The following is a 20,081-nucleotide window of genomic DNA, read 5'->3' as shown; positions in this document are numbered from 1 at the left end:
GCGCAACTTCTTGCGCACTTGGCTGCAGGGCTTGCGCCGCCTGAGCTGCAGAGGATTTAGGCCCTGAAATATTACGGGCCACTGCGCAACTTCTTGCGCACAATGGCCAGATGCCTTTATGGAGGCAAAGATTGCTATGGAGGCAAAGATTGCCTCATAGCTTCAGATCAAAAGATCGCAGCCTGCGGCAGCTCCTACATTTGGAATGCATTTCCCCTGTAGGAGCTGCCGTAGGCTGCGATCTTTTGATGTTTTAACGCGCGAGTCGGGTCAAACACTCCTCAATCGACCGCCGTTGCGTCTCGGCATACAACCCCAACTCATCAATGGTCGAACGCCCCAGCGCCTGTTCGAAAGCATGTCGATTGGAGTGTTCGGCGTAATGCGCCTGTGCGGCATCCCCCAGGTTCGACTGAAAAATCCCCGCTGCGCTCACCGGCAGGAAATCTTCGTACACCAGCGGCTCCGCTTTCACGTAGTCATCGCGCAGCAAGTCCTCCAGGGACGATTCGCCAAGTCCGTGCGCCGCGATGCCCTTTTCCGTAGCGAAATAACGAAAGTACGCCAGCCCCTGTTCGCGCATGCCCTCGATGCTGTCAGGAAATTCGGCAAAGTGCTGAGTCATCAGCGCGTTGTAGCGTGCGGCATTGGCTTCATTGGGGAAGTCGCCCAGTTCATCGCGAGCGGCATTCAACAAGCGGTCATACAGCGCGCGACCCTTGGGCGTGAGGGCGGCGCCGCGTTGTTCGATTTCGCCGAAGCGCGCGCTGTGGCTACCACGGGTTTCGGGCTGATCGGTGAAGGCGATCGGCTCGTCCAGCGCCTTGAAACTGGTCTGGCGCAGCAGGATCGGGCAGTTGCGGCGTGGTGGACCTTCGATCACCGCTTTGGGTGTGATGCCATGGGCAGGCATCTGCTCCTGAACGGTGTCGATGTCCAGCGTGCGCGGGGTCAGGTGATTGATATGCGGGCCTTTGAACGCAACGACATCGGCGATCAAGCGGTGCTGAGCGCTGAGTTTTTGGTATTGCGCGGCGCTGACGGTGGCGCTGTGGTGCCAGCGAAAAGTCTCCAGGGCCTGTCGGACGAATTCTGCGGCTTCGTCGTCATTCAGTCCGCCTGCCGTTTCCGCCTGTTCAATCAGGCGCAACGCCTCTTCAGTAAAAATCGAACGACGGGCCAGTACCGACTCGGCAAACGAACGCAATTCGGCGTCTTCAATCAGCTCCAGGCGCAGCAACGAGGTGAACACGCGAAACGGGCTGACCTGCAGCGCTTCTTCATGCACCGCGCGAAACGCCGTTGAATGCACCGGCACACCCGCCGGAGTCAGGTCGTAATAACCCACTGGCTGCATGCCCATCACCGCGAACAGGCGGGCGAGGGTGGCCAGCTCGCATGCGGTGCCGACGCGAATGGCGCCGTGGCGTTCCATGTCCAGGCGTTCGATTTCGCCGGTGCGCTTGAGCTGTCCGGCGATGTCAGGCTGACGTGCCAGCACTTCGCGATTGGTTTTTTCTACCAGTTCCATCAGCGCGCCGTACAGCGGCACCTCTTCGCGGTACATGTCGGACATCGCTCGGGAGAAGCGTTGGCGGATCAGGTCGGGGCTGACGAACGGCTGCACGGTCATGAAAAATTCCTGCCACGGTGACGAAATGGATGCCGAAAAAGATCGCAGCCTTCGCCCACGCGGGCAAACGAAGAATCCTACGAACTTCATTCTGCCAACGACTGATCCACCAGCTCGACCCAGTGTCTGACCGGCGTGCGCCCGGCGCTCGCCAGATGGCTCTGACAGCCCACATTGGAAGTGACGATCAACTCGGGCCGGCCGCTTTCCAGAGCGTTGAGTCGCTGGTCACGCAGTTGCCGCGCCAGCACCGGTTGGGTCAGCGAGTAAGTGCCCGCCGAGCCGCAGCACAAATGGCCGTCCGGCACTGGTGTGAGGTTGAAGCCGAGTCGGGTCAGCACGGCTTCCACGGCGCCGCCGAGTTTCAGTGCGTGCTGCAACGTGCACGGGCAATGCACGGCGATGCGTCGTTCGCTGGCGGCGCACACTTGCTCCAGCGGTTCCTCGGCGATGATTTGCACCAGATCCCGAGTCATTTCGCTGATCCGGCGTGCTTTCGAGGCGTAGATCGGGTCGTCCGCAAGCAAATGCCCATAATCCTTGATGAACGCGCCACAACCACTGGCCGTTTGCACGATGGCTTCGGCGCCATTCTGCAAGTGCGGCCACCAGGCGTCGATGTTCTGTCGAGCGCGGTCAAGACCTTTGGCCTGGGCGTCGAGGTGATAGTCGAGCGCGCCGCAGCAACCCGCCTCGCTCACCGGAGTGACGCTGATGCCCAGGCGATCGAGCACCCGCGCGGTCGCGTCATTGGTGTTCGGCGACAGACCCGGTTGCACGCAGCCTTCGAGCAACAACACCCGGCGCGCATGCCGAGGAGCGGGGCGCGACCCCATAACACCCAAGTGTTGCGGCAGTTTGCTTTCCAGCAGGCGCGGCAGCAGCGGTCGAAAGGTCGCGCCCATGCGCAGCAAGCCCTTGAACAAACCGGGATTGGGCGCCAACGCACGCAAGCCTTCGCGCAGCAAGCGCTGAGCGGCCGGGCGCGGCACCGCGCTGTCGACTACTGCGCGGCCAATGTCGAGCAGGTTGTGATAATCGACGCCGGACGGGCAGGTGGTTTCGCAGTTGCGGCACGACAGGCAACGATCCAGATGCAGTTGCGTCTGCTCGGTGGCCGGTGCGCCTTCCAGCACTTGCTTGATCAGGTAAATGCGCCCGCGCGGGCCATCGAGTTCATCGCCGAGCAATTGATAGGTCGGGCACGTCGCGTTGCAGAAGCCGCAATGCACGCAGGTGCGCAGGATCTTTTCCGCTTCGCCAGCCCGGGGCAATTTTCGCGATTGCTCGCTGAGGGTGGTTTGCATGGCTAGACCTCCGCGTACATTCGCCCGGGGTTGAACAGCCCTTGCGGGTCGAGTTGTGCCTTGAGTTGCCGGTGGTAGCGCAACAGGGTTGGCGCCAAGGGTTGAAACGGCGAGTCGGTGGCACCGTGGGTAAAGCACGTTGCATGGCCGCCCAAGGAATGGGCGAGTGCGTGAATCTCAGAGCTTTCGGATTTCACCCAGCGTTGCGCGCCGGCCCAGTCGATCAGTTGCTCGCCGGGCAACTCGAGAGGGCCGAGATTGTTCGGCAATGACAGGCGCCACAGCGGCAAACCTTCGTCGAAAAAACTCAGGCGCTGTTCGTTGAGGTCGCGCCAGAAAACCGAGTCCAACGGCTCACCACCGAGCCGTTGATGCGCCGCCGTTACCGAACCTTCGCCGCCTTCCAGACGCAGGTACAGGCTCCGGCCATCGTGACATGCCGCGCTGATCGGCAGCGGTTGCTGGCCCCATTCGGCAAGTTTGCTCAAGGCCCGAGCGCAGTCGATATCGAGGCGAATGCTCAGGCACTGGCGCGGTTTCGGCAGGACTTTCAGCGACACTTCGGTGAGTACGCCGAGGCAACCGAAACTGCCGGCCATCAGTCGCGACAGGTCATAACCGGCGACGTTTTTCATCACTTCGCCACCGAAGCGCAGATGCTGACCGAGGCCGGTGATCACCCGCGTGCCGAGAACGAAGTCGCGTACCGAGCCGGACCACGGCCGGCGAGGTCCGGACAGTCCCGTGGCGACCATGCCGCCGACCGTGGCGCTGTCGGCGAAGGACGGCGGTTCGCAGGGCAACATTTGCCCGGCCTCATCCAGCGCCGCAAGCAGCTCGGACAACGGCGTGCCGGCACGTGCGGTGACCACCAGTTCGGTCGGATCGTATTGAACGATGCCGCGATGAGCACGGGTGTCGAGCACTTCGCCGGCCACCTCGCGACCGAGAAACGCCTTGCTGTTGCCGCCCTGAATCTTCAGCGGCGTGGCATTGGCCCGCGCGGCGTTGACCTGATCGAGCAGGGCGTTGGCGGCATCGAAATCAGCCATCAGAATCGCTCCAGCTCGGGGAAGGGCAGTTGCCCGGCGTGAATGTGCATCGCGCCGAACTCGGCGCAGCGGTGCAGGGTCGGAATGTTCTTGCCGGGATTGAGCAGGCCCTGCGGATCGAACGCGGCTTTCACTGCATGAAACAGCAGTAACTCGTCGCTGTTGAACTGCGCGCACATCTGATTGATTTTTTCGCGGCCGACGCCGTGCTCGCCAGTGATGCTGCCGCCTACCTTCACGCACAGTTCGAGGATCTTGCCGCCCAATGCCTCGGCGCGATGCAGCTCCCCGGGCTGGTTGGCGTCGAACAGAATCAGCGGGTGCATATTGCCGTCGCCGGCGTGGAACACGTTGGCCACGCGCAAGCCATATTCCTCGCCGAGGCTGGCGATACCTTGCAGCACAGCGGGCAATTCGCGGCGCGGGATGGTGCCGTCCATGCAGTAATAATCCGGCGACAACCGGCCGATCGCCGGAAACGCATTTTTGCGCCCGGCCCAGAAACGCACGCGCTCGGCTTCGTCCTGGGCCTGGCGCACCTCGGTGGCGCCGGCCGCTGTCATGACTTCCCGTACGCGCTGGCAATCGTCGTGCACGTCGGCTTCGACACCGTCGAGTTCGCACAGCAGAATCGCCTCGGCGTCGACCGGGTAACCGGCGTGGATAAAATCTTCGGCGGCGCGAATGGCCAGGTTGTCCATCATTTCCAGGCCTCCGGGAATGATCCCGGCAGCGATGATTTCGGCAACCGCTCGGCCGGCCTTCTCGACTGAATCGAAACTGCCGAGCAGGACCTTGGCGACTTGCGGTTTGGGCAGCAGTTTCACCGTGACTTCGGTGATGATCCCCAGCAGGCCTTCGGAGCCGGTGAACAAGGCGAGCAGGTCAAAACCGGCTGAATCGAGCGCCTCGGAGCCCAGCGTCAGACGTTCGCCCTCGATGGTCAGTACTTCGATTTTCAACACGTTGTGCACGGTCAGGCCGTACTTGAGACAATGCACGCCACCAGCGTTTTCCGCGACGTTGCCGCCGATCGAACAGGCGATCTGCGACGACGGATCCGGTGCGTAATACAAGCCAAATGGGGCCGCCGCCTGGGAGATAGCAAGATTGCGCACCCCCGGCTGAACCCGCGCGATACGTGCAGCGGGGTCGATGTGCAGGATGTTGTTGAACCGCGCCATCACCAGCAGCAGGCCCTTTTCCAGTGGCAGGGCGCCGCCGGACAACCCAGTGCCGGCACCCCGCGCGACCACGGGCACGTTGTTCTGATGGCAGAGTTTCAGCAGGGTTTGCACTTGCTCCAGGCGCCGGGGCAGGGCGACCAGCATCGGCGTGGTGCGGTAGGCGGAGAGACCGTCGCATTCGTAGGGTTTGAGTTCATCTTCGCGCCAGAGGATGTCCAGGTCCGGCAGGGCTTGTTGCAGAGCCTTGAGCAATTCGCCCTTGTTCACCTCGGGCAACGGACCGTCGAGGCGTTCGTCGTAAAGGATGTTCATGGGAACGCCAACCTTCTGTCTCCGCTGATCGTTCCCACGCTCTGCGTGGGAATGTAGCCCGTGACGCTCTGCGTCACTGGACGCAGAGCGTCCCCTGAGGCATTCCCACGCAGAGCATGGGAACGATCAGTTGCGCAACCTGGGGCATTGCGAGTATCCATCTTCATCGCTGTCGTTCCAGAAACTCCCCGTACAGCCGCGCGGTATTTCCCGGCTGTTCGACCATCGGCATGTGCCCGACGTGATCCCACACATCCACTTCGAGATTGGCGATGCCTTTGCTCCAAACCGGCACGCTGCTGACGTCGATCAGGCGATCCTTGCGCCCCCAGAGCAACAGCGCCGGGCATTTGATCTCGGCCAGTTTCGGCTCCATCGGCGGGCTGGCGCGGAAGTCGCGGAAGATTTCTTCGAGCTCGTCACGTTGTTGCTCGTAGCGCTGGGCGACGGCGTCCAGCACCAGCTTCGGCACCCACGGCGGCGACTCCATGGTCATCGCGTAGAAGCGCTGAAATTCTTCGCGGGAGTTGATCAGGAACGGATTGTGCCCGCGCGCCAGATGGCGCTCCATGTCGCTCGGCTCCGGTGCAGTGACGCCGGCCGGGTCGATCAACGCCAGCGAGGCGATGCGCTCGGGATAGGTTGCCGCCAGCCACGCGGCGATATAGCCGCCCATGGAGTTGCCGATGACATGGACTTTCTCCACGCCGCAGACGTCGAGCAGTTGAATCATGCGTTTGGCCTGAACCGCAATGTCGTAACCGCCGCCAGCCTTGAAGCCAGTCTCACCGTGGCCGGCCAGATCCGGAATGATCACCCGATACTGACGGACGAAATGCCGGGCGCAGCGCAGCCAGAGGTTTTTGTCGGCGCTGAAGCCGTGCAGCATCAGGATCGCGCTGGACGCCTCGTACGGCCCGCCTTGCCAGGTCGACACGGTCATCTCGGCGATCGGCACTTCGATCTTGTGCAATTTGTACAACTTGGCCTCGCTGGCCATGGTTAGGTTGTACAACCAATGGCCGACCGCTGGGTAACTCAACCAGCTCCAGGCCACGAAAACCGCGAGTGCGACAAACAGCAAAAGCATCGACGTCTTCCTTATACGTGTTCAGGACAAAATATGGTCGGCCGGTTTCAGCGCCCGGGTCAGCAGGTGATAGCTGAAACTGAAGCCGGGAAACATCGCGATCACATGACCGCTCTTGCTCTGGTACCAACTGTGGCAACCACCGGACTTCCACACCGTGCGCTGCATTTCCCGGTGGATCATTGCAGTGTAGGTACGTTCTGCGTCACGGCGCACTTCGATGCTGCTCAGGCCTTTGGCCCGTACGGTGCGGATGCAGTCGAGGATGTAGTTCATCTGCGATTCGATGATGAACAGCGCCGAGGTGTGGCCAATGCCGGTGTTCGGCCCGGTGACGATAAACAGGTTGGGGAAATCCGGCAGGCTGGTGCCGAGGTAGGCGCGCGGGTATTCGGCCCAGACATCTCTGAGTTGCACCGCGTTTTTGCCGCTGACCGGGTAGGAAATCACCCCGTCGGTGGCGTCGTAACCGGTGGACCAGACGATCAGATCAACATCGAGATGCTCACCGTCCACGGTGTTGATCCCGCTTTCGTCGATCGAAGCGATGCCGTGCTCGCGACTGTGCAACGTGACGTTGGCGCGGCTCAGCGCCGGGTAGTACGTGCTGGACACCAAAACGCGTTTGCAGCCGATGGTGAAGTCCGGAGTGAGTTTTTGCCGCAGCAGCGGGTCCGGAACCTGGCGCTTGAGAAAACGCAGCGCATGTTGTTGGACCAGATGAATCGCCGGTCTCGAGTATTTGAAGGCGATCACCCGGGTTTCGAATTGCCAGTAGATCAGCCAGCGCAGCAGCTTGTACGCCGGCTTCAGACCGAGCAGCCAGCGTTGGAAACGGCCGAATTTGCGATCGGCACGCGGCAGCACCCAATGCGGCGTGCGCTGGAATACATGCAGGTGTTCGACTTGTGGCGCAATCGCCGGGATCACCTGCGCGGCGCTGGCACCACTGCCGACGATCGCCACGCGTTTACCGCGATAGTCGTAGCTGTGATCCCAATTATTTGTGTGAAAAGTCTTGCCTTGAAAGCGATCCATCCCAGGAAAGTTGGGGATGACCGGCTGACTCAACGGCCCGGAAGCGTTGATCAGGAATTGGGTTCGGAAAGTACCTCTGGCGCGGGTGTGCACCAACCAACGCTTTTCCGCTTCGTCCCATTCGACCCGCTCGACATCGGCCCCCAGCTCCACGCGGTCGCGCAAACCGAACTGCTCGATCAGCTGTTCGGTGTAGCGACGCAGTTCCGCCTGTTCGGCGAACATCTGCGACCAGCGGTAGGGCGCGAATGACAGCGAATACAGCGGCGACGGCACGTCCACCGCTGCGCCGGGGTAGGTGTTCTGGCACCAGGTGCCGCCGAAAAAATCGCGTCGTTCAAGAATGCGAAAGTCGTCGATTCCGGCCTTGAGCAGGTTGACCGCCGCGCACTGGCCGCCGAAACCGCTGCCGATGATCAACACAGCGTAGGTATGCATGTGCCCCCTTTTTATAGTTGTTTTTCCATTTCCCCTCTTTCATTTATAGCCAACTCTGGGCCGCGCGTGCGGCGCTGATAGCGCTCTATTCAGGCCGCTGGCCGGTGATGGCTATTTAGCGGCGCCCTGATAGACTCCGGACACATCCTTGTCGGGATGTAACCATGCATCGCGCGGTCGAGGCCCTTATGGGAAATACGCGAGGAAAGGGACTTTCACTGGCCAGGAGGCTGTACAGGTCGCGGGTGTTCGGGCTGCTGCTCGGGCTGATGTGTGTCAGCGTGGCGATGCACGCGCTCGATCCGCCGCTGTGGGTGTGGGGCCTGATGCTGTTCAACGGCCTGGTCTGGCCGCATCTGGCCTTTCTATGGGCGCGAAGCTCGAGCGTGCCGTTTCGCGCCGAACACCGCAATTTGCTGATCGATGCATTCATGGGCGGCTTCTGGGTCGCCGCCATGCAGTTCAATCCCTTGCCCAGCGCTACCACGATTTCGATGATGGCGATGAACAACGTCGCCATCGGTGGCGGGCGGTTTTTGCTGGCGGGCACGGCGGTGCAGTTGCTCGGTATGGGCGTAGGGCTGGTGGTGTTTGCGCCGGCGTTCATCCCGCCAACAACGCCGCTGCAGCTGTACGCCTGTTTGCCGTTGCTGTTGCTGTATCCGCTGGCGCTGGGCTGGATCTGCTTTCGCCAGGCCTCGACCCTCGGTCGGCACAAGCGCGAGCTATTGGCGTTGAGTCGCACCGATAGCCTGACCGGCCTGCTCAATCATGGCGCGTGGAAGGATCAGCTGAACCTCGCGTTCCAGCGCTGCAAACGCCAGCAGCAGGGCGCGGCGATTGCGCTGATCGACATCGACCACTTCAAAGCGATCAATGACACCTATGGGCATGTCGCTGGCGATATCGTCCTGCGCCAGTTGAGCAAACTGCTCAAACAGAATCTGCGCGCCACGGATGTGGCGGGGCGCTATGGCGGGGACGAGTTCTGCGTGATTTTGCCGGAGCTGCCACTGTTCAACGCGGCTCAGGCGATGGAAGCCTTGCGCGAGCGTTTTGCGGTGATGGGCTACGAGCAGAACCCGGCGTTGAAGGTCAGTCTGAGCATTGGCCTGGCCGCGTACGACCCGAGTCATGCCGACGCCACGCGTTGGCTGGATGAGGCCGATCAGGCGTTGTACGAAGCCAAGGCCAGTGGGCGCAATCGGGTGATCTGCAACAGCGACAACAAGCCGAGGCAGGCGCTGCTGGATTCGGTCTGACGGGCGAGCTGATACCTGTGGGAGCGAGCCTGCTCGCGAAAGCGCTGGGTCAGGCGGTATCAATATCGTTTGCCACGACGCCTTCGCGAGCAGGCTCGCTCCCACCGGGGTATGTGTTGTCGGTTAGATCAGTGTCGCATTCGCTATAGAGCCTTGCGCCGATGTCGGTTACGGTTGAAGTCCCCCGACACGAAACAAGGACTGCTTCATGACGTTCTCATTTCCCCGCTCTCTGCTGGCCGCCAGTCTCGGTCTGTCCCTGGCGTTCTCGGCCGTAAGCGCTTGCGCCGAACCGCACAAACAAGTGCTCGCCGATGCCGAGCAGTATCAGCCCGAAGCCCTGAAAATGTTGGAGCGACTGGTCAATATCGACTCCGGCTCAGGTTATGAGCCGGGCCTGAAACAGGTCAGCGACATTGCCATCGATGAACTGAAAAAACTCGGCGCCACCATCGAACTGGTGCCCAACACCCCGGAAAAATCCAACCACGTGCTGGCCACGCTCAAAGGCACCGGGAAAGCGAAGATTCTCCTGATGGCGCACATGGACACTGTGTTCAAGGAAGGCTCCGCCGCCGAGCGGCCTTTCCACATCAAGGACGGCCGCGCCTACGGGCCGGGTGTAATGGACGACAAGGGCGGCATCGTCGCCGGCATCTACGCATTGAAAGTGCTGAAGAACCTCGACTTCAAGGATTACGCGCAGATCACCTTCCTGCTGGATGCCAGCGAAGAAACCGGCTCGGACGTCGCCACCGACCTGATCAAGAAAACCGCCAAACAGCACGACGTCACCCTCAACCTCGAACCGGGGCGCCCGGCCGATGGCCTGGTGGTGTGGCGCAAGGGCAGTGCGACGGCGCTGGTCGAAGTCAAAGGCAAAGCCGCCCACGCCGGGGTCGCGCCAGAATTGGGACGGAACGCGGCGATGGAAGCAGCGCACCAGATTCTGCAACTGGGCAAGCTCGGCGATGAAGCGAAGAAGACCACCATCAACTTTACCGTGCTCAAGGCCGGTGATCGCACCAACGTAATCCCGGACCAGGCCACGGCCAAGGCTGACGTGCGCGCGGTGGTGCCGGAGGAGTTCGATCGTATCGAGAAGGATCTGGCGCGGGTCTCGCAGGACAAGTTGATTGCCGAGACCGAGGTGAAAACCTCTCTGCAGCGCGGTTTGCCGCCGATGCCACAAACGGCCGAGTCGGATCGCCTGATGGCCATGGCCCAGGGAATTTACGGCGAGATTGGCCGCAAGCTGACCGAGGAGGGCAGTGGTGGCGCGGCGGATGCCAGTCTGTCCGCAGGCGTAGGGACGCCGACGCTGGATGGCTTCGGCATTGTCGGCGGCAATATTCACACGCCTGAGGAATATGCCGAGGTGGCGAGCGTGGCGCCGCGGATTTATTTGTTGTCACGGATGATCATGGAGTTGGCCAAGCCGCGGTGATGGGGTTTGCGGTGTGACGAGGCCGGGCGGGGTGCCAGAGAAATCGGCCCCTCACCCTAACCCTCTCCCGGAGGGAGAGGGGACTGACCGCGTTGTTTGTGGTCCATGTGGCAACCGCCAGATCAAGTTGAATTCAAATTCGCATTCAACGCGATCTCTCACGTCGGCGTAGATCCAGAGCATCCCCCAATCAGTCCCCTCTCCCTCTGGGAGAGGGCTAGGGTGAGGGGCTTTTGTGGGAAAAGTGGCAGTCGAGGACGGCGCACAAAAAATACCGAAAAGTCCGACAGAAGCTCTGGTTGCGGCCGTTGGGCGCGGCTCTTATAGTCTCGGTTCGCAGATAACTCTGCGACGATCTTGGCCGGTCGAATACAGAACCTGACCTTTCTGGAGTGAACTCTATGACCGACCAAGTAATGCCGCGCTACCTCCCCATCGACACCTACGACGCCGAATCGCCGGTGCTCTTCATCAATACCCACACTGAACTCAGCGACATGGCCGCCTGTGCGATGCACCGGTTTTTGGTCGTGCGTGATCTGGCTGACACTTTCGCCAGCCTCAACCTCAAGGGCATCTCCGATTGTGATCTGACGCGGGTGACCAGCGCGGTTCATCTGCTGATGCGCGAGGGCTGTGCGATTTTGAATGTGATTCAGGCGCGGGCGGCGCAGCGGGAGGAGGGGTATAAGACGCCGGTTTAGCGGTGCCGCGGCTGGCCTCATCGCTGGCAAGCCAGGCTCCCACAGGTTATGCGACCAAACATGGATTATTGGTGCAACACAAAACCCTGTGGGAGCTGGCTTGCCAGCGATGGCGTCAGCCCGGGCACACCGTCACTCCTTGACGCTCATGTACTCCTTGGCCCAGAGAATGTATTCCTCGGGTTGGGTATAGGTGTGGGTCAACTCGGTCGCGCTCAGATCGGCGGCCTGGGTGAAGATCTGTCGCTGTTCGCGCAGGCTGTCGTAGGTTGCTTTGATCGCGGCGAAGTAGGCGCCATGGCCGTCGATGGTCACGCGCACGCCCAGTTCGGCCAGGCGTTTGTCGTCGCGCAGGGCCGGGTTGCCGTAGGTGACCAGCATCAGCGGCACGGTCAGATGTTCGGCGATCTGTTCCAGCTGATCGAAGTCCTGCACGCCGACCATGCAGATACCGTCAGCGCCCGCCGCCTGATATTGGCGGGTGCGGCTGATGATTTCCTGATTCGGCAGAATGCCAGCGTTGGTGCGGGCGATGATGGCCATCTCGGTGTCGACCCGGGCTTCCAGCGCCGCGCGGATCTTGCCGACGCCTTCGGCCACGGTGATCAGGTCGGTGGATTTGCGCCCGAATTGCGCGGGCAGCAGGGTGTCTTCGATGGTCAGTGCAGCGACGCCAGCGCGTTCCAGTTCGACGATGGTGCGCATCACGTTAAGAGCGTTGCCGTAGCCGTGGTCGGCGTCGGCGATCACCGGCAATTGGGCGACGCGGCCAATGCGCGTGGCCTGTTCGGCGAATTCGCTGAGGGTGATCAGGGCGAAGTCCGGCGCGCCAAGCACCTGCAGGGAGGCCACGGAACCGCCGAGAATACCCACTTCAAAACCAAGGTCAGCGGCGATGCGGGCGGACATCGGGTCGAATACCGAAGCCGTGTGGTAGCAGGTGTCGGAGGCCAGCAGCTGACGGAAGTTACGGCGCAAATCTTGATGGGAAAGCCTGGTCATACGAGTTCCACCAATACATAAGGAATGGAAAGGCTTGAGCAAAGGTGTCAACGCCGAAGAGTGAAAAGGCTATCACGCGAATGGGTCAAGAATCATGACGAATTTGCGCGGCAGGACTGGCGGCTGAAAGGTTTAATCTCCCGTGCCGGAAATATCAGGCCGCCACGGCATGTTGCTGTTGATGGGGCAGGAGCACTGCGCGCACTGAATTGCCCGGCTGCAGTTGCAGGCGTTTGGCAGTGAGACGATCGACAACCAGGCTATTGCCCACCAGTCGCCCGGGCGCCACGGTGATACGGCAGTTTTCCAATCGGCGGTTGTGAATCAGCCATAGCGGCGCCTGCTCGTCCGGGGTGCCGAGGCTCAAGGTCAGTTCGAGACTGTCGCGCACCGTGCGGATGCTGCGGATCGGCGCTTCGATGACCGGGCCACCGTCGAAAATGTCGATATAGCCTTTGTGCGTGAAACCCTCGGCCTGAAGAATCTTCAACGCGGGCTGGGTGTTCGGGTGAGTCTGGCCGATCGCGGCCTGCGCCTGTTCGGTGAGCAGGCAGGTGTACAGCGGCTGGCGCGGCATCAGTTCGGCGATAAAGGCTTTGTTGCCCAGGCCGGACAAGTGATCGGCGTGGGTGAAATCCATCTGGAAGAAGTGCCGGCCGAGGCTGTCCCAAAATGGCGAGCAACCGTTTTCATCGGCACTGCCTCGCAGTTCGGCGATCATCTTCTCGCCAAACAGATGCGGAAATTCGGCGACGAACAGCAGACGACCCAGCGACAACAGGCGGCCATTGCTGCCGTTGCGCTGGTCATGGCGCAGGAACAGCGAGCACAGCTCCGATTGCCCGGTCAGTTCGTTGTTGAGGAACAACGTTGGGATCTGCCGCTGAATGCCCAGGTCCGGTGCCGAACTGACGGTCACCCCGAGCCGGTAGTTGTACCAGGGCTCGCGCAGGCCAACGGCGCCGGCCATCGCGCTGACACCGACCACGCGCTGCTCATCATCCTCGAGGACAAACAGGTAATCGGCATCGGCGCGCTCCACCTGTTCGGCGAATGCGCGCTGTGCCCAACGCACTCGATGTGCGAGGCGGTCTTCGTTGGCCGGAAGGGTGGTGAAACCTGGCCCTGCCTGTTCGACGAGGGTCATCAAGGCAGGCAGGTCGCTGACTTTTACCGGACGGACAATCATGCTCCAACTCCTTTGGCGTACCGATTCAGGCGCGGATGGCTAACGCGGCTCACAGAGCGACCAGCCGTATCGAGCTGCCTTCGCTGACTTTCAGTGCCGCGCAGATGGCGGGTGTCAGGGGCAGCGGTTGATCAGGGTGATAGTCGAGTTCGGTGACAATCGCGCGGTAGTCATGCAGGGCGTCGTTGCTGAGCAGGTAACGGCCACGGGCGTCGGTCGATACTTGTTGGCGGACAATGGCGGTCTGGCTGCCAGCGATCGAGCGAATGTTTGCGGTACGCGCATACAGGGTCGGGCCGGCGTCGAACAGGTCGATGTAGCTGTTGGTTTCGAAGCCTTCCCGCGCGAGGATGTCGAACGCTTCCTGGCCGTCCGGGTGCACGCGGCCGATGCAATCCTGCGCCGCTTGCGGCAGCATCGGTACGTAGATCGGGTATTGCGGCATCAGTTCGGCGAGGAACGTGCGGCTCTGCAACCCGCACAGGCGCTCGGCTTCCGCGTACGGCAGGTCGAAAAAGTGCTTGCCCAGCGCATCCCAGAACGGCGAGTGACCCTGCTCGTCGCTGTAGCCGACGATCTCGGTGATCACCGCTTCGGAGAACCGCTGTGCATGCGCAGCAATGAACAGCAGGCGCGCTCGCGACAATAATTCGGAAAACGGCGTACGCACCAATGCTGCATCGATGTGGAAACCGCGCAGCAAGGTATGCCCGCTGAGGTCATGGCACAGCGACAGCGCCGGCACGCCATGCTCGATGTTCAATTCCCGCGAAGCACTGGTGAAGTGGCGATTGCGCAAGCTGTAGAACGGCTCCTTGAAGCCGGCGGTGGCAAGGATTTCCGAGCAGCCGACCAATTGCTGGCGTTCGAGATCTTCCAGCACAAAGAAATAGTTTTCCGGCCCCTGGGCTGTGGCGGCGCTGTCGAAAGACGCGCACGACGCGGCGATTTTTTCGCGCAGGTGTTCGCTGTCATCCGGCAGCGAAGTCACGCCGATCAGGCTCTCGCGGGCCAGGCGCTGTAGCTGGGGCAGATCATTCTGCTCGACTGGGCGTAAGACCAGCATGGATGTACTCCTGTATCAAAAGATTCGGCCGATTCGCCGAACCTGACTATCACTGTCGGTGTCCACGCGTTGAATCGGCGGTCGCCTGATTTGTTGTCAGACGCCGCTCTTTTTCTTGTCAGCCTTTGCTCGGATCGGGCAGCGCTGTGCTGGCGCCGAGCTTGTTGAGGAAGAACAGGTACACCAGGCCCAGGGCAATCCAGATCAGGCCGAGTTTCTGCGCATCGACGCCCATGTTGTACATGATGGCGGCGACGATGATGAAGCCGATCACCGGGCAGAGCAGATGGCGCACAAACTGTCCCGACTTCTGCCGACGCCAGTAGTGGTTGATCACCGTCAGGTGCAGCAGCATGAAACCGCTGAGGGCGCCGAAGTTGATCAGCGAGGTGAGGATGTCGACCGCGTCGATGAACAGGTAGCAGATCAGCAGCGACAACACCGCCACCAGATAAATGCTCAGGTACGGCGTGTTGTGTTTCGGGTGGACCTTGGCCAGCACCTTCGGCAGCTTGCCGTCGCGGGCCATGCCGAACAGCAGACGCGAGACGGCGGCCTGCGAGGTGATCGCTACAGCAACGCCCCAGGCCAGCGCCGTGGCGACGGCGGTCAGGGTCGCCAGCCAGCTGCCAGCGGCGATTTCGGCAATTTCATAAAACGCGGTGTCGGCGGATTTGAAGCCCATGCCCGCCGCCAGATCGGTGGCAATCCACGTCTGTACGACGAAAATCGTGCCCATCACCGCCAGGGTGATCAGCGCTGCCTTGCCGACGCTGCGGCCCGGATCTTCCTTGATTTCTTCGGCGAGGGTGGAGATCGCGTCGAAGCCGAGGAACGACAGCACGGCGATCGACACCGCTTGCATCAGCAGAGCGAAGTTGAAGGTTTCCGGGTGATACAGCGGCGCCAGCGTCAGCTCACCGTTACCGCCACCGTTGTGCAGGGCGTTCCAGGCGTAGAACAGGAAGATCCCCAGCACCACCAGTTGTGCCAGCAGGAACAGCATGTTCATCCGCGCGGTGAAGGTGATGCCGCGCAGGTTGACGAATGTTGCGCTGACCAGAAACGCCAGGATGAAGCCGACCTTGGGAATGTCCGGGTACAAATGGTTGAGCGCCATCGCCGAATACAGGTACAGCAGCGGCGGAATCAGCAGGTAATCGAGCAGCATCAGCCAGCCAGCGATGAAGCCGACGTGTTGATTAAGGCCGCGTTGCGCGTAGGAATATACGGAGCCGGCAACCGGAAAGGCCTTGGCCATGCTGCCGTAACTCAGGGCGGTGAACAGCATCGCCACCATGCCGATGATGTACGCCAGCGGCACCATCCCCGGTGCTTCGGCGTTGACGTAGCCATACACACCGAACGGGGCGATGGGGATCATGAAGATCATCCCGTACACCACCAGATCGGTCAGCGTCAGGCTACGTTTCAACTCTTGCTTGTAGCCGAATTCTTCAATTTCCATGAAGCGCAACTCCTTGTCAGCCATCGGTCGGTTTATGTTTATCGGTCCGTCATTTACAGCAAAGGTGCGAGGTAGCCGGCCCAGCGCGACACTGCTTCGGGGCTGCGCAGCAGATCGTTGCGCACCTCGATCAGCACCGCCTCAAGGCCCCGGGCATCACCGTGCACCGGCACGGTCATGTCGCCCAAGGGATCAATTCTGTACGGCTGGTTGCCCGCCACCTTCAGCGGATGCACTTGCAGCCCGTCGAGCAAACGCAGGGCATAGTCTTTGGCCTGGCCGAACAACACGCCGACTTCCAGCGGTCGCGGCTGGCCGTAATACACCGGGGTGAAACTGTGAATGCCGACCACCCGCACCGGCAGACCTTTGGCAATGCGCTCGTCGATCAACATCTGCAAGCGCGCATGAAACGGTTTGAACAGGGTCTGCCGGCGGTACTCGCGGGTCGCTTCGTCGAGTTCGCGGTTGCCGGGTATCGGGTAGATCTCGCTCTGCAGCGGGATGCTGTCCGGCGCATGGCGCGGTCGGTTGAGGTCGATCAGCAGCCGTGAATAGTTGGCGCTGAGCAGGGTAGCGCCAAGCTGTTCCGACAACTGTTCGGCCAGTTGCAGCGCGCCGATGTCCCAGGCGATATGTTCGCGTGCGGCCGCCTCGTCCAGGCCCAGATTGTTCAGGGCGTCGGGGATGTATCGACTGGCGTGTTCGCACACGAGGATCAACGGATTCGTCGAGTCCTCGCGGCTCAGGGTGTAGACCGGGCGGGTATACAACCCAAGCTCGGCGGATTCAGTACAGGCGTGCATAGTGCTCACACAGGTCAGCGGGCGAGAGCTGTTCCGTCAGCGCCAGTTCCTCGGTTTTCAGGGCGTAATACGTGTCGAGCAACGGCTTGGGCAGCCATTCATTGAACGCTGCACTGTCGCGCAGGCAATCCAGCGCCTGGGCCAGCGAGGCGGGCAGGGCGACGATGCCCCGGGCCTTGCGTTGCTCGTCGTTGAGTGAATCGGGAATTTCGTCGGTGATCGCGTTCAGCGCCAGACGTTGTTCGATCCCCAGCCGCCCGGCAATCAGCAGCGCGGCCATGGCCAGATGCGGCGAGGCGGTGGCGTCCATGGCGCGAAATTCCAGGTTGAACTGCTGCGCGGCGGACTTGCCGCCCAGGGTCACGGTCGGGCAGATGCGCAGCGCCGCTTCACGGTTCTGCTGCCCCAGACACGCATAGGAGGCGCTCCAGTGGTGCGGCTGCAAACGCTGGTAGGACAGCGGCGTCGGCGCGGTGAACGCGCACAGCGCCGGTAGAAAATGCAGGACTCCGGCAGCCCAATGCTGACCGATGCTCGACAGGCCGTTGCTGGTGCCGGCGTCGTACAACATCGGCTGGCCGGCCAGGTCGAGCAGGCTGACGTGCAGGTGCACACCGTTGCACACCGCTTCGGCGGCAGTCTTCGGCGCAAAACTCAGGTCGAGGCCCATTTGCCGGGCGATTTCCCGGGTGATTTCGCGCACGTTGACCGCACGATCCGCCGCCGCTACGCCAAGAGTCGGGCGGCAGGTGATTTCGTATTGGTGCTTGCCGTATTCCGGCAGAAACATTTCCGGCTCGACGCCGCCGGCGCGCAGGGCGCTGAGCAGCCAGCCGCCGAATTCGGCGCCCTGGCGCTGCGCTTCGAGAGAGAACGCCGCGTGTTCGGCAATGCCTGCGTGCAGGTTGAATTCATGTTCGAAGGCGGCGTTGACCTGCAACCCCAACTCATCGTGATAGCGCTCGATTTCATCGCGCAGCAATGTGCGTGGGCAGGCGCCCCAGGCCTGGCCGTCGGTCTCGCGAATATCGGCGTGGATGAAATCCAGCACCGGTGCATTGGCGTCCGGGCCGCTGCCGACAGTGACGCGGCTGCTCAGATCCGGAATCAGCCGCAGATCGCCGTACGCGCCCCACGGACTGCTCGAGGCGATGATGTCCTGCGGCGTCAACGCGCTGTTGGCGGGGACCCAGCCGCAACCCGCCGCCTGGTAATGCTCCAGCTCATCGCTAGGAAACGAGCGGCCCCGGGTGATGCCGATCAGGTCAGTTGTCACCAGCGTGGTCATCGGTAAAGGCGTCAGGCGCGGGCTCATGGCTGCATCTCCCGCAGACGACCGAGCACGGTGTCGGTGTCGGTGATCCAGCAGTAACCCTTGATCGCGTTGAGGCAGGCGTGATGGCGTTCGGCGCTGTAAGTGGCGCAGGCGTCTTCTACCAGCGTCACCAGATAACCACGGTCGGCGGCGTCGCGCACGGCCATGTCCACACATTGGTCGGTGACGATGCCGGCGATGATCAGATGCCGGGTTTGCAGATTGCGCAGCACGTAATCGATGTTGGTCGAGTTGAACACCCCGGAGGAGGTCTTCGGCAGCACGATTTCGTTTTCGGTCGGGGTCAGTTCAGCGATGACCTGAGCCTGCACGCTGCCCTTGGGCAAGTGCATGTCAGACAGTTTGTGATCCAGCGAGCGGTCGCGACCGTCGGCGGTCAGGCTTTCGATAATCGTGTGCAGCACGTTCTGCTGCGCCTGACGAAAGGCGCCAAGCAGGCGCTGTTGGTTGGGCACCACCTGGCTGCGCGTGCGCTGGAGAAAATACTCGGCATCCGCGCCGCTCAGGTGCGGGTCGAATTGCGGTTCGAGCCAGGCGCGCTGCATGTCCACCAGCAACAAAGCGGTGTGGTCGGTCGCAAACGGCAGGTCCCGTGGCGAGCGGTGGGGAAGGCTGAACATCCTTATTTGTCCTCCAGCAGGTGAGTCGCAAAATCGTTGCGCAGGGCATCGATGCCTTCCAGGCGATCGGCCGGGTCCGGCACGCGCAAGGTCAGGCAGGCAATCAACGCCTCGACCTGCGCCAGCGCCGGCACCATGGTGTCGAACGGCGACGCCGATTCCACCGGCGCGCTGATGATCAGGTCGGCCAATTCGCGCAGCGGCGAGGCGTAGACATCGGTGAACAACACCACTCGCGCGTTGTTGTTTTTCGCCGCCTGCGCAACGCGCAAAGCTTGGGTCTGGTAGCGCCGGTAGTCGAACACCAGCACCACGTCCTGACGTTGCAGGTCGAACAAGCGGTCAGGCAGCAGCGCGTTATCTTCCATGGCGAAACAGCCGGGACGCAGCAGACGCAGGTGGTTGAGCAGGTAGTTGGCTAGCAGAATGCTGAAGCGGCCACCAAAACAGTAGACCTGATGGCGGCTGTCGAGCAGCCATTCCACGAGGATGCGCACGTCCTCAGGCTGGGTCAGGGCTTGGGTGTCGACCAGCAAACGCTGGCTGTCCGCCAGGTAATGCGCCCAGGCATCGTCCTTGTTCTGCTGCGAGCGCGGCTGCAACAGCGTGCGCGGTGAACGCAGGCGATGGTCCATGTCGCTGAGCAGTGCTTCCTGGAATTCGGCATAACCGCCGAAACCGAGCTTTTTCACCAGACGCACGATGGTCGGATCGCTGACACCGGCATGTTCGGCCAGTCGCGCCATAGGCCCGAGACCGTTGCGTGGATACTGATCAAGCAGGGCGCGAACGACTTTGCGCTCCGACGGCGTCAGGTCCAGGCCGGGGTCGGTGATCAGGTCTCTGAGAGGGGGCATCCGGGCTCCTGCTGGATGGGGTGTCGAATTTGTTTCACATTCCGTTAAAAGAGTATTTATGTAATGGGTGCTACATGTCTAGCGAATTTTTGTACAGGTTTTTCGAGCACCAAAAGTGTGCAAGGTGCCCGTGTAATAAGGGCTACGTCGAAGTAACGCGCTGTTGTAGTCCTTTGCCGATTGCTGTGTCAGACATTGCCTATCCCAAGCTCAGCGACGGGCCGGTGACAACCCTGAACGCCGATGTTTTACGGCACAATGCGACGC

General features: G+C 61.6%; 17 protein-coding genes. 3 read left to right on the top strand and 14 right to left on the bottom strand.

Going from position 1 to position 20,081, the window contains the following annotated elements:
- Positions 1-253: 253 nt before the first annotated feature.
- From hglS to ACZZ0K_RS13275, 6 genes are all read right to left on the bottom strand, one after another.
- A complete protein-coding gene (gene hglS / locus ACZZ0K_RS13300) occupies positions 254-1,633 on the bottom strand; it encodes a 2-oxoadipate dioxygenase/decarboxylase HglS (protein WP_258707925.1) in 1,380 nt (459 codons plus the stop codon).
- A gap of 86 nt (positions 1,634-1,719) precedes the next feature.
- Positions 1,720-2,940: a glycolate oxidase subunit GlcF gene (gene glcF, locus ACZZ0K_RS13295; protein WP_252883549.1), complete on the bottom strand. Its 1,221-nt coding sequence runs from the start codon at positions 2,938-2,940 to the stop codon at positions 1,720-1,722.
- Positions 2,941-2,942: 2 nt separating this feature from the next.
- On the bottom strand, positions 2,943-3,992 hold the full coding sequence (glcE, locus tag ACZZ0K_RS13290) for a glycolate oxidase subunit GlcE (RefSeq protein WP_258707926.1): 1,050 nt from the start codon (positions 3,990-3,992) through the stop codon (positions 2,943-2,945).
- Positions 3,992-5,491, bottom strand: coding sequence for a glycolate oxidase subunit GlcD (gene glcD, locus ACZZ0K_RS13285; protein WP_122880115.1), 1,500 nt, complete (start codon positions 5,489-5,491; stop codon positions 3,992-3,994). The genes glcE and glcD overlap by 1 nt, the downstream gene beginning before the upstream one ends.
- Before the next feature lie 163 nt (positions 5,492-5,654).
- On the bottom strand, positions 5,655-6,581 hold the full coding sequence (locus ACZZ0K_RS13280; protein WP_463559139.1) for an alpha/beta fold hydrolase: 927 nt from the start codon (positions 6,579-6,581) through the stop codon (positions 5,655-5,657).
- Between the two features lie 21 nt (positions 6,582-6,602).
- Positions 6,603-8,057: a flavin-containing monooxygenase gene (locus ACZZ0K_RS13275; protein ID WP_258707927.1), complete on the bottom strand. Its 1,455-nt coding sequence runs from the start codon at positions 8,055-8,057 to the stop codon at positions 6,603-6,605.
- A gap of 188 nt (positions 8,058-8,245) precedes the next feature.
- On the opposite strand from ACZZ0K_RS13275, the gene ACZZ0K_RS13270 reads away from it, so the two are divergent.
- The 3 genes from ACZZ0K_RS13270 (at position 8,246) to ACZZ0K_RS13260 (ending at position 11,470) form a co-directional block, all read left to right on the top strand.
- Entirely contained in the window at positions 8,246-9,319 is a 1,074-nt protein-coding gene (locus ACZZ0K_RS13270; protein WP_095180274.1) for a diguanylate cyclase, read from the top strand.
- 208 nt (positions 9,320-9,527) lie between these two features.
- Positions 9,528-10,766, top strand: a complete 1,239-nt coding sequence (locus tag ACZZ0K_RS13265) for a M20/M25/M40 family metallo-hydrolase (RefSeq protein WP_258707928.1) — start codon at positions 9,528-9,530, stop codon at positions 10,764-10,766.
- A 401-nt stretch (positions 10,767-11,167) separates the two neighbouring features.
- Complete coding sequence (locus tag ACZZ0K_RS13260; protein WP_056784599.1) at positions 11,168-11,470, top strand: hypothetical protein; 303 nt, start codon at positions 11,168-11,170, stop codon at positions 11,468-11,470.
- A gap of 132 nt (positions 11,471-11,602) precedes the next feature.
- On the opposite strand, the gene ACZZ0K_RS13255 is transcribed toward ACZZ0K_RS13260, so the two are convergent.
- From ACZZ0K_RS13255 to ACZZ0K_RS13220, 8 genes are all read right to left on the bottom strand, one after another.
- Positions 11,603-12,472 carry an isocitrate lyase/PEP mutase family protein gene (locus tag ACZZ0K_RS13255; RefSeq protein ID WP_024012471.1) on the bottom strand — a complete coding sequence of 290 codons (870 nt, stop codon included), beginning with the start codon at positions 12,470-12,472 and terminating at the stop codon, positions 11,603-11,605.
- A gap of 154 nt (positions 12,473-12,626) precedes the next feature.
- Entirely contained in the window at positions 12,627-13,661 is a 1,035-nt protein-coding gene (astA, locus tag ACZZ0K_RS13250; RefSeq protein ID WP_041478621.1) for an arginine N-succinyltransferase, read from the bottom strand.
- A gap of 49 nt (positions 13,662-13,710) precedes the next feature.
- Positions 13,711-14,727: an arginine N-succinyltransferase gene (locus ACZZ0K_RS13245; RefSeq protein ID WP_150635707.1), complete on the bottom strand. Its 1,017-nt coding sequence runs from the start codon at positions 14,725-14,727 to the stop codon at positions 13,711-13,713.
- A gap of 118 nt (positions 14,728-14,845) precedes the next feature.
- On the bottom strand, positions 14,846-16,195 hold the full coding sequence (locus ACZZ0K_RS13240) for an APC family permease (RefSeq protein ID WP_076567476.1): 1,350 nt from the start codon (positions 16,193-16,195) through the stop codon (positions 14,846-14,848).
- A gap of 53 nt (positions 16,196-16,248) precedes the next feature.
- Positions 16,249-17,001 (bottom strand): N-formylglutamate amidohydrolase, encoded by a 753-nt coding sequence (locus ACZZ0K_RS13235; protein ID WP_056784608.1) that lies wholly within the window; start codon positions 16,999-17,001, stop codon positions 16,249-16,251.
- On the bottom strand, positions 16,985-18,316 hold the full coding sequence (locus tag ACZZ0K_RS13230; protein ID WP_041478625.1) for a type I glutamate--ammonia ligase: 1,332 nt from the start codon (positions 18,314-18,316) through the stop codon (positions 16,985-16,987). Before ACZZ0K_RS13230 ends, ACZZ0K_RS13235 begins: the two co-directional genes overlap by 17 nt.
- On the bottom strand, positions 18,313-18,957 hold the full coding sequence (locus ACZZ0K_RS13225; protein ID WP_252869191.1) for a cysteine hydrolase family protein: 645 nt from the start codon (positions 18,955-18,957) through the stop codon (positions 18,313-18,315). Before ACZZ0K_RS13225 ends, ACZZ0K_RS13230 begins: the two co-directional genes overlap by 4 nt.
- 2 nt (positions 18,958-18,959) lie before the next feature.
- On the bottom strand, positions 18,960-19,814 hold the full coding sequence (locus ACZZ0K_RS13220) for a MurR/RpiR family transcriptional regulator (protein ID WP_256811151.1): 855 nt from the start codon (positions 19,812-19,814) through the stop codon (positions 18,960-18,962).
- Between the last annotated feature and the right edge of the window lie 267 nt (positions 19,815-20,081).

Source organism: Pseudomonas sp. AC255, assembly GCF_979258175.1.
Note: the sequence above shows the minus strand (reverse complement) of the source record. Positions and strands in the feature narration are given on the sequence as shown.